Source organism: Streptomyces sp. NPDC001401, from assembly GCF_042895385.1.
In the GTDB taxonomy this organism is placed as follows: Bacteria; Actinomycetota; Actinomycetes; order Streptomycetales; family Streptomycetaceae; genus Streptomyces.
Genome location: NZ_JBIAWI010000015.1, coordinates 43481 through 58654, shown reverse-complemented (window position 1 = coordinate 58654; position 15174 = coordinate 43481). Strand labels below are relative to the sequence as shown.

The window sequence follows — 15174 nt, the reverse complement described above, 5'->3', positions numbered from 1 at the left end:
TTTCCGGGCAGCCGACGGAGTTGCCGTCGGCTGCCCGCCGGTGTCACTGACCGGGGAGTGCGGTGCACCGGGTGGACCCCACTCTTCGGGGCGCCGATTTGTTGATCAATGCAGCTCAGAGGCGTAAACAACCCAACCCGGGCCGGAAACCGGACATGTGACAGCCCGTTCACCTGCCGGTGATTCGGGACCGCGTTCCGTGCGCCTTCGGGCCGCGGTCCCCACGTGCGGTTTTCTGTTCCGTGATGCGGGGGTGCGCCTTGGGGACCGTGGAGGACTTGGCTATACGGTGCTTTTCGGGAGACGGGACGGCGGCATGCGCATGCGCGCCGGGCTTCCGAAACGCGGGCTCACGAGCGGCATGTGGTGACGAGGGCGTACGCGCCGACGTCGGAGTCCGAGTCGGAGTCGCGGTCGGAGTGGATGTCGCGGCCTGGGCGGGATCCGCTCCCGCAACCGAGGCGGCCGAGTCGCCGGTGTCGGACACGTCGCACACACGCCGGTAGGGCACATCGGGGAGGTACGTCCGCCACTCGTTGGGGTCCAGGTTGCGGCCGGCGCGCGCGCAGAGCCGGGTGACGACCTGGGCGGTACCGACGGCGTACCGCTGGACGGGGACGTGCGGGCTGCCGGCGTAGAGAGAGTCCCCGTGCGCGCCGAAGGCGAGCGAACGGATCGCGTCGCGGGGCGTGTTGAGACTGCCGCCGAGGGGCTGCCGGGTGGCGGTGTCCCACAGGCGCAGGGCTCCGGAGCCGTAACCCACCGCGAGGGTGCGGCCGTCGGGGCTGAAGGCGAGGGCGGTGACCCGGGTGCCGGAGGCTCCGGGGGCGGGCGGGACGACGGCTTCCCGGTGGCGTTCCGTGCGGCCGCGCCAGACCGTGACGCTGCCGAAGTCGCCGCCGGTGGCCAGGTGGGCGCCGTCGGGGCTGAGGGCGAGGACGTCCGCGTTGCCGTCCTGGCCGAGCGGTACGTCGGTGTCCAGGCCGAAGGGCAGGGCGGTGGCCGGGCCGGCGAAGCCGGAGGCCAGGGCGGACTTCAGCGTTGCGGCCAGGGCGTCGGGCCGGTCGGTTCGCGTCCCGCGGGCGGTGTTCCACACCTCGCCGGTGGGCGAGCCGGTGGGGGTCGCCCGGGAGAGCAGCAGCTTCCGGCCGCCCGGGGTGAGCGCGATCGAGCGGACGGCGGCCGGGCCGTCCGGGTGAACTGCCGCCTGCACGCGGTGAGTTGTCGCATCCCATACGACGAAGCGTGCGCCGGAGGTCTCCGGGTGCCCGATGCCGTAGGCGAAGGCCCGGCTGTCGGGGCTGAAGGCCATGAGGGGCGCGGCGGCCCCGGCTTCGGTGGGTCGTGCGGAGACCTCGATGGCGGGCAGTCCGGCGGCGACGCGGCCGGTCCGGGTGTCGTACAGGCGGAAGCGGTAGCCGTCGCCGTGCCGTTCGGCGGTGGCCAGCAGGCGGCCGTCCGGGCTGAGCGTCTGGTGGTCCAGGGGCCGGTCGCGCCATGGGGAGTTGAGGGGCGCCGAGAGGTCGAGGGAGTGGACGGTGCCGCCGGTCAGGCAGCGCAGTGTCGGGGAGACGGGGTCCCAGGCGAGGGCGGTGACGGGGCCGTCGGCCAGGGCGTGGCGGAACGCCGGTGTCCCCGCCGCCGCGATGCGCCAGACCGTCGCCCCGTCCCGCCCGGCTGCCGCGAGGAACCGACCGTCCGCGGTGAACGCCAGGTGCGTGGCGCCCGGTTGGGCGATGTCCGCGAGCTGCCGGCCCGAGGCCGTGTCCCAGACGCGTATCCCGGTGTCCGAGACGGCCGCGAGCCGTGTCCCGGCCCGGTCGAAGACGGGGGAGGCGGCGGAGCAGTCCACCGCCGACCAGTCCTGCCAGGCGCCCGGGACGGTGCGATGGCGGACGATGTCCCGCAGCGTGAGTGGCCGGTCCTGTGCGCAGACGGCCGCCAGCCGGGCGTCCGCGCTCGGGACCACGGCAGCGCCGGCGGCCCGCTGCAGCACCACCGGGTCGTCCGTGAACGCGCGAAGCTGCTTCGCCGGGTCCGGGCCGCTCACGACGTAGGCGTCGACGCCGGGGCGCGAGTCGGTTTCCGCAGGCAGACGCCACAGCCGCCGCTCGTCGGGACCGGCCAGGGCGAGGGTCCGTCCGTCGAGGCTGACCGCGGTCACCGGAAGGTCCGGCAACCGTCCGGATGCCCTGCGGCGGTGCGTGGCCACGTCCCAGGCCGACCATCTGCCGCCGCCGACGCCGAGCAGGGTGCGCCCGGAATCGGTGAGGAAGTTGCGGGTCTCGTCGTTCTGGTCCGGGTCGGTGAAGGCGTCGCGCTCGGGTTCGGTCAGGGCGTCGAAGAGGGCCGCGCGGCTCTCGGGCAGCGGGGCGAGCCGCCAGGCGGCGATGCTGAGCAGCGTCCGGGTGCGGGGGTCGCTCACCCGGTCCCGGTCGGCCAGACCGGCGGCCTGGCGGGCTCCGGCGAGAGTGCGCTCGGCCTCGGCCACATCGCTCTCGTGCCAGGCGATCTGCCCGACGACCAGGGCGCCGCCCACCACGCAGGTGAGGGCCACGACGAGGATGCGTATTCGGCGCTGCATACGGGCGGCCGTCCAGCGCTCCATGCGGTGGGCCACCCGGGAGGCGCACAGGAAGGCCCGCTCCCGCGCGGTGAGGTCGTCCTCGCGGCGCTCGCGGGTGAACAGCACGTCGGCCAGGGCGAGATGGATGCCCCGGTAGAGGGTGCCGGGGTCGTGGCCGTGCTCCTGCCAGTTGCGGGCGGCCTCGGTGAGGTGGCGCTGCATGCGCAGCCGCTCGCGGTTCTCCTCGATCCACTGCTGCAGCCGGGGCCAGCCGGTGATCAGGGCCTCGTGGGCGAGTTCCACGTTCCCCTCGTCCACGGTGATCAGCCGGGCGCAGGAGAGCCGTTCGAGGACGACGGGCACCTCGGGGTCCGGCCATTCGCGCAGATCGGCGCGTCTGACCGGGCGGCGGCTGTCGGGGGTGCCGTCACCGGGGGCGATCAGGGCCAGCAGGAGCCGCCGGGCGGTGCCGGCCTGGTCGGGGGAGAGCCCGCCGTACACCTCCTCGGCCGCCGCGGCGATCGCTCCGTGGACGCCGCCCGCCTCCTCGTACGCGGCCAGCGTCAGCACTCCGCTACGGCGTCTGCGCCAGGTCTCGCGCAGGGCGTGCGAGAGCATCGGGAGCGCGCCCGGCTGGTCGTACACCTCCTCGACGATCCGCGCCGTCAGCTCCCGCTCGATCCTCAGACCCGCCGCAGTGGCCGGTTTGACGACGGCGTCCCGCAGTTCCTCGCGGGTCATCGGACCGACCGTCAGGCTCGTGTGCCGCAACGCCCCGGCGAGGCCCGGGTGTTCGGCGCACCGGCTGTGGAAGCCGGCGCCGACGGCAACGACCACGCGCAGTCGGCCGCCGGAGTCCTTGGCGGCGAGCAACTGGTCGACGAACAGCCACCGTTCGGCCCGGTCCCGGCAGAGCGTGAAGATCTCCTCGAACTGGTCGACCACGACCACGCGGTGGGGCTCGTCCGGTCCCGGTGCAAGCAGCCGGGCGTGGGTGGCGGCGGGCCGCGCGCCGGGGGTGATCAGCCGGAGCTCCGCCTCGCAGCCCGACTCCTCCACGACCTTCTCCAGGCGGGGCATCACCCCGGCCCGCAGGAGCGAGGACTTGCCGCTGCCGGACGCGCCGACGAGCACCGCGAACAGGTGCTCCTTCATCAACTGCACTGTTTCCCCGGCCAGTTCGTCGCGTCCGAAGAACAGCTCCTGGTCGCCCGGTTCGAACCGCGCCAGCCCCTGGTACGGCGACTCCCCCTCGGCCGTACCGCAGGCCGCGACCTCGTCGGCCGCCGCCGACAGCCGCTTCTCCCACTCGTCCGGGTCCGCCCCGCAGGCCTGCGCGTACGCCCGCACGACCGCGACCGACGGCAGCCGCTCGCCCGAGGCCGCGCGGGACAGGGCGGCCACCGAGACCCGGGCCCGTTCCGACATCGTCCGGTACGACGGGGAGCCGGCCTGCGCACGCAGTGACCGCAGCTCATGGGCGAAGCGCTGCACGGGCCCCGCGTCGGGATCGAGCGGCCGCTCGGGGCGTCCCCGCTGCCGACTGCTCATGGATGCTCCCGCAAATGACTTTTCACGTTCACAGGCAATCGCTTTCACAACGGGCCGGGGACGGCTGCGCGCTGGGCGGCGAGTATGTCATGACAGCTTGAGGGTTCAAAGGAACACAATGTGAAGCAGATGCAAACCGGCCATGCCGCGTACGCGAAGCCGGGTTTACGGCGTCGCCGCAGACGACCGACGGACTACCGCGGGGGCCCGGGCCACACCGCCGACGCGTCGTCACGGCCGGGATCGGACAGGCGGACCGGGCGGACCGGGATTGCGCGCGTGCGGCCCTCCGAAAGCGCTGTCCATGGGGCGGGGCGGCCCGAGTAGCACAGGCTGGTCAGCGCGAAGACGCCGTCGGCGTACACCTCGACGTACTCGCCGACGGTGAGGATCCGCAGGGAGGCGGCCGGTTCGGTCAGGACGGTCTCGTCGATGCGCTCCCCGCCGGGTCCGGTGATCCAGAGGTTCTTGCCGTCGCAGCCGACGGCCAGGGCGGGGCGGCCGTCGTCCCCGCCGGTCCGGAGGGTGATGTCGATCCGTCCGGAGACGGGCACGTCGCCGACCGCGTGCAGCACCGGGTCCTCCGTCTCCTCGCCCAGCCACCCGTCCAGGCCCGGCCACCACTCCAGGCGGGGCGCCGAATCGGCAGGTACGACAAGGGACTTGGGCTGGGCGAGCATGCCGCGGCAGCGTTCCCCGGCGTCGGTGAGGCCGACGCGCCGGGGGGTGGTGTGCAGGACGACGCGGGAGCCGTCGGGGGCGGTGATGACGCGGGGCGCGTAGGAACCGGTCGGGCCCAGCGGACCGCGGCGGGTCCACGGGCCCCTCAGCCGGGGCGCGGTCCACGCCTCGAAGCCGCGCGTCGAACCGATCGAGCCGAGCAGCAGCCAGCTGCCGTCGTCGAGGCGTTCCAGGACCGGGCACTCCAACTCGTTCACGTCACCGGGTGAGATGAGCGGCGGCCGGACCGTCCAGTGCTCCAGGTCGTCCGAGGTCGCCCACGCCACGCAGCCGCTGATCTCGACCGGGAGCGAGGCGTCGGCGGCGCAGACGACCATGACCCAGCCGTCGGACTCGTCGTCGCGTACGACGAACGGGTCGCGCCAGCCCATGCGTTCACCGGTGCGGTACCAGCGGGCGTCCGCCTCGACGACCGGTCCGGTGCCGTGGCGTCGCCAGCCGGTGCCGTCGGTGCGGTCGGAGTAGGCGAGGCCGACCGACTGCAGTGGCCAGCCGTCCGCCGTGAGGCCGCTGACGCCCGTGTAGAACATCGCCATTCCGGCGCCCTCGCCGTGCCGGACCGGGTGCATCGTCCAGACCGCCTGCTGGTCGAAGCGGCCGGGCAGTCCGTTGCCGAAGGCCGTTCCCTCGGGCCGCCAGGCGACCAGGTCGGTGGAGGTGGCCCGGCCGTAGGAGGTCTCCATCCGCAGATGGTCGAACTCGGCCGTCCACGGGCCCTGCAGATGCAGCACGACGTAGGTGCCGTCGTCGTCGCGGAGCAGGGCGAAGTCGTTCACGCAGAGGCCGGGCGGGGCGTATCGCATGCACAGTTCCTGTCGGCTAAGCGGTCTCGGTGCTGCATCGATATGCGGCTCCGCAGCGCTCAAACGCGTGCGCTGACCAGTGACCTCGAAGGTCTCGCTTGAGAATCGGCCCAAGTAAATCTGAACGCAAACGCTTGCGCAACAGGATGGGCGGGTTTACGGTCTCGTCACCCCCAGATCACACCGACGTGAAACCGACGGGAGAAAAGCGCTGTGACCGTCAGCATCACCGATGTCGCCCGCGCCGCCGGAGTCTCGGCGTCCACCGTGTCCCGCGCACTGCGCGGCCGGCCGGGCGTCTCCGACGAGGTGCGCGCACAGATCACGGCCGTCGCCGCGCAGCTCGGCTATACGGCGTCCCAGTCGGCGTCCAGCCTGGCCAGCGGGCGCACCTTCACCATCGGGGTCGTGGTCCCGTACGTGGGCCGCTGGTTCTTCGGCACCGTGCTGGACGCCGCCGAGCAGGTGTTCAGCGCGGCCGGGTACGACGTCCTGCTGTACAACCTGGGCTCGCCGGAGACCCGCAAGCGTTTCTTCGCCAGGATGCCGGTCCGCAAGCGGGTGGACGCGGTGCTGTCGCTGCTCATCCCCGACGAGGCGGAGTCCGCGGCGCTGCGCTCGCTGGGGGTGCCGCTGGCCAGCACCGTCGGCGACGCCCGGCCCGGCTTCAGCGTGGTCGGCATCGACGACCGGGCCGGTGCGGAGAGCGCCGTACGGCATCTGGTGAACCTCGGCCACCGCCGGATCGGCATGATCAGCGGGGCGAGCGGGCCGCTGCACTGGACCACGCCCGTCGAGCGCCGCCAGGGCTATCTGGACGTGCTCGCGGAGGCCGGCATCGAGCACGACCCGGCGCTGGAGGCGGACGGCGACTACACCGTCGAGGGCGGCGAGCGGGCCATGACCGAGCTGCTGGCCGCCTCCCGGCCGCCGACGGCCGTGTTCGCACAGTCCGACGAGATGGCGATGGGTGCGCTGCGCGCTCTGCGGCGGCACCGGCTGAAGGTGCCGGACGACGTGTCCGTCGTCGGCTTCGACGATCACGAACTCGCCGATGTGATCGGGCTGACCACCGTCGCCCAGCCGGTCGCGGGGCAGGGCGCCGAGGCCGCCCGGCTGCTGCTGCGGCAGCTCGACGAGCCGGACGCCGAGCGGTCCGGACACGTACAGATGCCCATCCGTCTCGTCCTGCGCGAGACCACCGCACCGCCGCGCCCGCGCGGACCCCAGTGACCGCACTCCCCCACTCCGGAAAGCACCAGCGCACCACGAACCCTCGCACCGCACGGAGGCATGAACCATGAGCTCGACCAACGGCTCGACCAGCAGAAGGCACCGCCGCACGGCCTGTACGGGGCTGGCGCTCGTCCTGCCGCTCGCGGCCCTGGCCGCCTGCGGCGGCGGCAGCGGCGGTGACACCTCCGCCGCCGCGGGCAGCGGCAAGGGCACGATCAAGGTCTGGGCCCACCAGGGGCAGAAGAGCGAGGACGCCGCCCTGCAGAGCGCGGTGAAGTCCTTCAACTCTTCCCAGGACAAGATCAAGGTCGAGCTGAAGCTGATACCCGGCAACGACTACACCAAGACCATCACCGCCACCGACGCCTCCCAGCTGCCGGACGTGATGGAGTTCGACGGCCCGACCATGGCGAACTTCGTCTACAACAAGAAACTCGCCGCGATCGACGACTACGTCTCCTCGAAGACGCTGGCCAACGCCACCGCAGCCAGCAAGGCGCAGGGCGAGATCAACGGCAAGCACTACGGCCTGGGCATGTACGACTCCGGGCTCGGCATATACGGCAACAAGAAGCTGCTGGACGCGGCCGGCGTGAAGTACCCGACGGGTCTGTCCGACGACTGGACGGCGGAGCAGTTCACCGCCGCGCTCAAGGCGCTGGGGGCCAAGGACTCCGACGGCAAGACCCTCGACCTCCAGGAGAACAACGGCCTCGCCACCGAGTGGGGCACCTACGGCTTCTCCCCGGTCGTCTGGTCGGCCGGCGGCGCCCTGCTCAAGGACGGCAAGGCCGAGGGCGCCCTCGACTCCCCGGCCGTGGTGAAGGCGATGAAGACCGTCCAGTCCTGGAAGACGTACGTCGACGCCAACACCGACGGCAACGCCTTCGCCAAGGGCCGTGTCGCGCTGAGCTGGGTCGGCCACTGGATGTACCCCGCCTACAGCAAGGCCCTCGGCAAGGACCTGGTGGTGCTGCCGCTGCCCGACTTCGGCAACGGGCCCAAGACCGGCCAGGGCTCCTGGGCCTGGGGCATCGGCGCGGGTTCGAAGAACGGCAAGGCCGCCGGCGCGTTCCTGGACTACCTCCTCGACGACACCAATGTCACCGCGATGACGACCGCGAACGGCGCCCCGCCCGCCACCAGGAGCGCACTCGCCGCGAGCCCCCTCTACAAGCAGGGCGGCCCGCTCCAGCTCTACGCCGACCAGCTCGCCAAGCCGTGCGGCGACAGCGACATCACCAAGTCCTGCGTCGCAGTGACCCGCCCGGTCACCGCCGGATACCCCACGGTCACCGCCAAGTTCAGCGAGGCCCTGAACTCGGTCTACGGCGGCGCCGACCCGAAGAGCGCCCTGGCGAAGGCCGCCCGCGCCATCGACCAGGACTTCTCCGACAACGCCGGTTACCAGATCCCGTAGGACCGTGTCGGCCGCGGCGGGCGCGCGCAGACGCTGCCCGCCGCGCCGGGAACAGGACTCCCCCGTGAACATCGTGGAACCCGCGCACGCCGCGGCCCCTGACCGGGAGCGGACCCCGCCCATGACCGCCGTGAAGACCGCCCGGCCGACGCGTTCCGGACCCAGGAGCCGCGACCGGCTGCACGGACTGCTGATGTCCGTACCCGCCGTCGCCGGGCTGATCGCCTTCGTCGGCATCCCGTTCGGCTATGCCGTCGTCCTCTCCTTCTACAACGTGCGCCTCGGCTCCCCGCTGGCGCCCACGTTCTTCGGCGTCGAGCAGTACCGGCGGCTGTTCACCGACCCGGACGTGTCCGGCCCGTTCCTGCGGGCGCTGCTGAACAACCTGACGTTCGCCGTAGTCGTCGTGCCGCTCCAGACGGGCCTGGCGCTCGCGCTCGCGATCCTCCTCAACCGCAAGCTGAAGGCGATCGGCCTGTTCCGGTCCCTGTTCTTCATGCCGGTCGTCTTCCCCATGACACTGGTGGCGGTCATCTGGCGGCTGATCCTCGCCCGCAGCGACCAGGGACTGCTCAACTCCGCGCTGCACGCGGTGAGTTTCGGCAACTGGGGCGCCTTCGACTGGCTCGGCGACGGCGCCACCGCACTGGCCTCGGTCATCGTGCTGTCCGTCTGGCAGGGCGTCGGCTTCCAGATGGTCATCCTGCTGGCCGGCCTCCAGCAGATCCCCGACGAGCTCTACGAGGCCGCCGAACTCGACCGGGCCTCGCGCCGGCAGCAGTTCCGGCACGTCACGCTGCCCGGCATCCGCGGCACCCTCGTCTTCGTCGCCATGCTCACCTCGGTGCTGTCGTTCCGCGTCTTCGACCAGATCTACGTCCTCATCCACGGCGGCGGCCTCGACGAGGACGCCACCCGCACGGTCATGTACCAGGCCGTGACCACCGCCTTCGACCAGAACAACATCGGCCAGGCGTCCGCGATCACCGTCGTCTTCTTCCTGATCGTCGTCGCCCTCACCCTCATCCAGCGCCGCGTCGTCCGGCCCGACAACGAGGACTGACACCGACCATGGCCACGACCCGCGTCCCCCTGCGCCGCTTCGCCGACTACGCCGTCCTCGGCGTCCTGGCGTTCCTCTTCGTGCTGCCCGTCCTGTACCTGCTCATGGGCAGCCTCAAGCCCTCCGACGAGGTGCTGAACGGCCTGACCGGCTTCCTCCCCACCCATCTGACCTTCGACAACTACGCGCACGTCCTCGACGCCCTGAACTCCGACAGCACCGGCTACTTCTGGCGCTTCATGGGCATCTCGCTGCTCGTCGCGTTCGTCGTCGTGACCGGCGGGCTGATCGTCAACTCGATGGCGGCGTACGGCATGTCACGGCTGAAGTGGCGCGGCCGGGAGGCCGTCTTCACCCTGGTCCTACTGCTGATGCTGGTGCCGTTCGAGTCGGTGGCGGTGCCGCTCTTCTACATGTTCAACGACCAGCGCAACACGGTCTTCGTCCAGGCGATCCCGTTCATCGCCAACGCCTTCTCGGTCTACCAGTTCCACACGTTCTTCCGGAAGATCCCGCCGAGCATCGAGGAGGCCGCCCGCCTCGACGGCGCCGGTCCCTGGCGCACCTTCTTCGCGATCATCGTCCCGATGTCGAAGCCGGTGTTCGCCTCGGTGGCCATCCTGACCTTCCTCACCCAGTGGGGCTCGTTCCTGTGGCCGGTCCTGATGGTCTCCGATCCCTCGGTCCGCCCGCTCCCCCTGGAGATGAGCGTCTTCCAGGGCCAGCAGCCCCCGGACTGGGGCCAGATCCTCGCCTTCGGCGTCCTTCTGGTCCTGCCCGTCCTGGTCGTCTTCGCCTTCTTCCAGCGCTGGTTCGTCCAGGGGGTCGCGAGCTCCGCGGTCAAGGGGTGAGCAACGGGAACGGCGGCGTCACCCGCCGACGCCCGCCCCGCTCCCCGGCACCCCGCCGACAGTGAACCCGATCACGGCCCCGCCCCCCTCCCGCTGAACCGCGAACGGCGCCCCGCCGTGCGCCATGGCGACCTCCCGCACGATCGACAGGCCGAGCCCGGAACCGGGCAGGGAGCGTGCGTCGGCCGCGCGGTAGAAGCGGTCGAAGATGCGGATCAGGTCGCTGTCGGCGATTCCGGGGCCGCGGTCGAGGATCTCCACGCGGACCGTGCCAGTGCGGGCGGGCCCGGAGACGGCGATCTCGATGGGCCCGGTGCCGTCACGGTCGAACTTGGCCGCGTTCTCGACGAGGTTGGAGATCGCCCGCTGGAGCATTCCCGGGCGGCCCTCGGTCGTCGTGTCGCCGCTCGCACGGACCGTGATCTGCCGCCCGCTGCGGCGCCGGGCGAGCCCCGCGACATCCTCGGCGATGTCCGCGAGGTCGACCCGCTGCGGCGGCTCGGTGTCGGACTGCCCGGCCGCCAGATCCACCAGCTCATTGACCAGGTCGGTCAGTTCGCGCGCCTCCTGGCCCAGATCCGCGACCAGGTCGTCGCGGGTGGCCGGGGGCAGTTCGTCGATCCGGCGCAGCAGGGAGATGTTCGTACGGAGCGAGGTGAGCGGCGTACGGAGTTCGTGGCCCGCGTCCTGGACCAGGCGGCGCTGGTCCTCCTCCGACTGGGCGAGGCGGCCCAGCATCCGGTCGAAGGCGCGGCCCAGGCGGCCCACCTCGTCGTAGCCGGTGACGGGCACCTCGATGCCGAGCCGGCGGGTGCGGGCGACGTCCTCCGCGGCCGAGGTCAGGATGATCAGGCGGCGGGTGATGCGCCGGGCCAGCCACCAGCCGAACAGACCGGCGGCGGTCACGACGGCGGCCATCAGCATCAGCGTGCGCTGCTGCAGCGCCCGCAGCAGATCCTCGGTGTCGCTGAACTCCTGCGCGACCTGCACCGCGCCCCGCCCCTCGCCCAGGGAGACGGTCTCGATGCGGTAGACGTCCGCGTCGACACTGACGTCCTTGTGCTCCTCCGTCTTCCCCGCGACATCGTCGGCCGCGATCGCCCGGTCGTGGCTCGTCACGGGCAGCCCGGGGCTGCCGGAGTCGACGACCTTGCCGTCCGGCCCCAGCACCTGCACATCCGTACGGGCGGGCCGCACGATGTCGTGGCCCGGCGCCGAGGAGGAGAAGTCGTCCGTCGTCATCCGGTGCGTGCTCACCTCGTCGACCAGGTCCTGCACGACCTGGTCGAACACGGACTCCTGGTCCACGCGGACCAGCCGGGCCGCGGCACTGTACGACAGCACACCGACCAGCACCGTGACGGCCGCGGTCACCGCCGCGAAGGACACCGCGAACGTGGTGCGCAGGGAGACCAGCCCGGGCCGCCGTCTGGCCAGCAGCCGCCTGAGCCGGCCCACTCAGTCCTCCCGCAGCACGTAACCCACACCGCGCACCGTGTGGATCAGCGCGGGTGCGCCCGGCTCGTCGAGCTTGCGGCGCAGATAGCCGACGTAGACGGCGAGGTTCTTGGAACCGGGCCCGAAGTCGTAGCCCCAGATGCGGTCGTAGATGGTGGAGTGGTCCAGCACAATGCCCGCGTTCCGCACCAGCAGCTCGAGCAGCTCGAACTCGGTCCGCGTCAGCTCCAGCTCCCGCTCGCCGCGCCAGGCGCGCCGCGCCTGCACGTCCATGCGCAGTCCGGCGGCGTCGATCTGCCGGTCGGAGGCCTGCGGCTGCTCCTTCGGTACGTCGGCCACGGTCCCGGTGTCCGGGCTGGTCCGGCGCAGCAGCGCGCGCAGCCGTGCGAAGACCTCCTCGACGTCGAACGGCTTGACCACGTAGTCGTCGGCGCCCGCGTCCAGGCCCGCGATACGGTCCGCGGTCTCGACGAGCGCGGTGAGCATGAGGATCGGTGTGCGGTCGCCCTCGGCGCGCAGCACCCGGCAGACCTGCAGCCCGTCGATGCCGGGCATCATCACATCGAGCAGAAGCACGTCCGGCGGGGTCTTGTGGGCCTGAGCCAGCGCCTCGACGCCGTCGGCGACCGCGGTGACCTGGTAGCCCTCCAGGCTCAGGGCGCGCTCCAGGGCGTGACGGATGGCGCGGTCGTCTTCGGCGAGCAGCACAGTTTGGGGCACGGCTCCAGTCTGCCAAGGTCCAGGTGTCGTACGACGTGATGAGCAGCTCACCGAGCGCCCTTCTTACTGGCCTCTCACCCCTGGGGCGCAACCAATGCGGCGCCCCTACCGTCCTCTCACCCTGTGGGTCGAAGGGCGGCGAGCTGCTGCTCGAAAGGCACCAACCCGGGCTCCGCCCTCTTCGTGGTGAGCCCCGCCATCAGCCCCGCGAGCTCCCCACCTGCCCGTTCGATCCGTCCGTCCAAACCCTCCGCGCCCCAGTCCTCCGAGGCGGCGTAGACCCCCGTCGGGACGACCACGGCCTTCAGGTACGCGAACAGCGGACGCAGCGCGTGTTCCAGCACCAGCGAGTGCCGGGCCGTGCCGCCGGTCGCCGCGATCAGCACCGGCTTGCCCGCCAGGGCGTCCGGCTCGACCACGTCGAAGAAGGACTTGAACAGCCCGCTGTACGAGGCGGAGAAGACCGGCGTGACGACCACCAGCCCGTCCGCCTCCGTCACCGCCTCGAGCGCGGCCGACAGATTCCGCCCCGGGAACCCGTTCGTGAAGTTGTGCGCTATCTCGACCGCGAGCTCGCGCAGCTCCACGACCTGCACCTCCACCGGGGTCTGCCGGCCCACGGCCGCGGCCAGCCGGTCCCCCAGCAACCGCGTGGACGACGGCACGCTCAGCCCCGCCGACACGACGACGAGCCTCATGCCACGACCTCCTTCTCCGCCGCGGCCAGCAGCGACGCGTGCGTCGGCGCCTCCGGCACGTCCGCCGGACGGCCCTTGGCGAACTCCTCGCGCAGCACCGGCACGACCTCCTCGCCCAGCATGTCGATCTGCTCCAGCACGGTCTTCAGCGGCAGCCCGGCATGGTCCACCAGGAAGAGCTGACGCTGGTAGTCACCGGCGTACTCCCGGAAGGACAGGGTCTTCTCGATCACCTGCTGAGGGGAGCCGACGGTGAGCGGCGTCTGGTCCGTGAAGTCCTCGAGGGAGGGCCCGTGGCCGTACACCGGCGCGACGTCGAAGTACGGGCGGAACTCCCGCACGGCGTCCTGGGAGTTCTTCCGCATGAAGATCTGGCCGCCGAGCCCGACGATCGCCTGCTCCGGCGTCCCGTGCCCGTAGTGCGCGTACCGCGTCCGGTAGAGCTCGACCATCCGCTTGGTGTGGTCGGCCGGCCAGAAGATGTTGTTGTGGAAGAAGCCGTCGCCGTAGTACGCCGCCTGCTCGGCGATCTCCGGCGAGCGGATCGAGCCGTGCCAGACGAATGGCGGGACCCCGTCCAGCGGCCGCGGCGTGGACGTGAAGCCCTGCAGCGGCGACCGGAACTTCCCCTCCCAGTCCACGACGTCCTCGCGCCACAGGCGACGCAGCAGCGCGTAGTTCTCGATCGCCAGGTTGATGCCCTGGCGGATGTCCTGGCCGAACCACGGATACACCGGGCCGGTGTTGCCGCGGCCCATCATCAGGTCCACCCGGCCGTCGGCCAGGTGCTGGAGCATCGCGAAGTCCTCGGCGATCTTCACAGGGTCATTGGTGGTGATGAGCGTCGTGGAGGTGGACAGGACCAGCTTCTCCGTCTGCGCGGCGACATAGCCGAGCATCGTGGTCGGGGACGACGGCACGAAGGGCGGGTTGTGGTGCTCGCCGGTCGCGAAGACGTCGAGGCCGACCTCCTCGGCCTTCAGCGCGATGGCGACCATGGCCTTGATGCGCTCGCGCTCCGTCGGCGTACGGCCCGTCGTCGGGTCCGGCGTGACGTCGCCGACGCTGAAGATCCCGAACTGCATGGTCGCTCAACCTCCAAGTTGTTGACTGTTCAACTATAGCGGTGAACTACCTCCGCGACCCACGTATTCCGCCGACTGTCAGTGCCGGACCGTACGCTCCCCTCATGGCCGCCCCACGCCGTGACACCCGAGGCATCGTCGGCGCCGCGGACTTCCTCGCGCGCGTGGACTTCCGCCGCCCCGAGCCCGCCGAGCAGCTGCGCCGGTACGTGGAGCACTACTGGCTGATCGACTGGGACCTCGCCGAGCCGTACGTCTCGCACGTGGTCCCGCATCCCGCGGTCCACATCGTCTTCCAGCACTTCGAGGGCCAGGAACCGTTCGTCGAGGTCGCGGGCATCCAGCAGGGCCTGTTCACCCAGAAACTGGAGGGGCGGGGACGGGTGTGCGGCATCAAGTTCCGGCCCGGCGCCTTCCGCCCCTTCGCACCCGGGCGGGCGGTGAGCGAGTGGACGGGCCGGCGGGTCCACTCCCCCGAGGACTTCCCGACGGCGGACCTCGCGGCCGTCCTCACCCCGGACGACGAGGCCGACCGGATCTCCGCCCTGGACGGCTTCCTGCTCTCCCTCGACCCCCGCCCCGACCCCCAGGCCGACCTCGCGACGGCCCTGGTCGACCGCATCCGCACCGACCGCACGATCCGCCGCGCCGGCGACTTCGCCCGCGCCGAGGGGATGTCCGTACGAGTGCTGCAGCGCCTGTTCGCGGGGTATGTCGGCGTCGGCCCCAAGTGGGTCATCCTGCGCTACCGCATCCACGAGGCCCTGGAGCGCGCGGAGACCGACCAGGACGTCGACTGGGCGGCCCTCGCGGCCGACCTCGGCTATGCCGACCAGGCCCATCTGGTGCGGGACTTCACGGCGACGGTGGGGGTGCCGCCGGCGGCGTACGCACAGGGCGTGCGCTGAGCGTTCCACTGGATGGGCCGCGATGTGCCGTCGGTCGTCTGCGGCATCGTCGTGGCTGGTCGCGCAGTTCCCCG

At 71.6% G+C, this 15174-nt stretch carries 11 protein-coding genes; 5 read left to right on the top strand and 6 right to left on the bottom strand.

The window, feature by feature from the left end:
* Nucleotides 1–169: 169 nt before the first annotated feature.
* Both ACFY10_RS37905 and ACFY10_RS37900 read right to left on the bottom strand, forming a co-directional pair.
* Nucleotides 170–4117, bottom strand: a complete 3948-nt coding sequence (locus ACFY10_RS37905; protein WP_390669837.1) for a helix-turn-helix domain-containing protein — start codon at nt 4115–4117, stop codon at nt 170–172.
* Nucleotides 4118–4311: 194 nt separating this feature from the next.
* A complete protein-coding gene (locus ACFY10_RS37900) occupies nt 4312–5661 on the bottom strand; it encodes a mucin-1 (protein ID WP_390669836.1) in 1350 nt (449 codons plus the stop codon).
* Between the two features lie 213 nt (nt 5662–5874).
* Here ACFY10_RS37900 and ACFY10_RS37895 point away from each other — a divergent pair, with 213 nt between their 5' ends.
* The 4 genes from ACFY10_RS37895 (at nt 5875) to ACFY10_RS37880 (ending at nt 10231) form a co-directional block, all read left to right on the top strand.
* On the top strand, nt 5875–6894 hold the full coding sequence (locus ACFY10_RS37895) for a LacI family DNA-binding transcriptional regulator (RefSeq protein ID WP_390669834.1): 1020 nt from the start codon (nt 5875–5877) through the stop codon (nt 6892–6894).
* A 67-nt stretch (nt 6895–6961) separates the two neighbouring features.
* The gene (locus ACFY10_RS37890) at nt 6962–8317 is read left to right on the top strand and encodes an ABC transporter substrate-binding protein (protein WP_390669833.1); all 1356 of its coding nucleotides are present in this window, start codon (nt 6962–6964) and stop codon (nt 8315–8317) included.
* Between the two features lie 64 nt (nt 8318–8381).
* Nucleotides 8382–9380, top strand: coding sequence for a carbohydrate ABC transporter permease (locus ACFY10_RS37885; protein WP_390669832.1), 999 nt, complete (start codon nt 8382–8384; stop codon nt 9378–9380).
* A gap of 8 nt (nt 9381–9388) precedes the next feature.
* Complete coding sequence (locus ACFY10_RS37880; RefSeq protein WP_390669831.1) at nt 9389–10231, top strand: carbohydrate ABC transporter permease; 843 nt, start codon at nt 9389–9391, stop codon at nt 10229–10231.
* A gap of 18 nt (nt 10232–10249) precedes the next feature.
* Here the strand turns inward: ACFY10_RS37880 and ACFY10_RS37875 are convergent, their stop codons facing one another.
* The 4 genes from ACFY10_RS37875 to ACFY10_RS37860 form a co-directional block, all read right to left on the bottom strand.
* The gene (locus ACFY10_RS37875; protein WP_390669830.1) at nt 10250–11689 is read right to left on the bottom strand and encodes an ATP-binding protein; all 1440 of its coding nucleotides are present in this window, start codon (nt 11687–11689) and stop codon (nt 10250–10252) included.
* Nucleotides 11690–12409: a response regulator transcription factor gene (locus ACFY10_RS37870; protein ID WP_390669829.1), complete on the bottom strand. Its 720-nt coding sequence runs from the start codon at nt 12407–12409 to the stop codon at nt 11690–11692. It lies immediately after the preceding gene.
* 116 nt (nt 12410–12525) lie between these two features.
* On the bottom strand, nt 12526–13107 hold the full coding sequence (locus ACFY10_RS37865; protein WP_388819144.1) for an FMN reductase: 582 nt from the start codon (nt 13105–13107) through the stop codon (nt 12526–12528).
* Entirely contained in the window at nt 13104–14192 is a 1089-nt protein-coding gene (locus tag ACFY10_RS37860) for an LLM class flavin-dependent oxidoreductase (RefSeq protein ID WP_390669828.1), read from the bottom strand. The genes ACFY10_RS37865 and ACFY10_RS37860 overlap by 4 nt, the downstream gene beginning before the upstream one ends.
* 104 nt (nt 14193–14296) lie before the next feature.
* Here ACFY10_RS37860 and ACFY10_RS37855 point away from each other — a divergent pair, with 104 nt between their 5' ends.
* Nucleotides 14297–15100, top strand: coding sequence for a DUF6597 domain-containing transcriptional factor (locus ACFY10_RS37855; RefSeq protein WP_390669827.1), 804 nt, complete (start codon nt 14297–14299; stop codon nt 15098–15100).
* Nucleotides 15101–15174 lie beyond the last annotated feature (74 nt).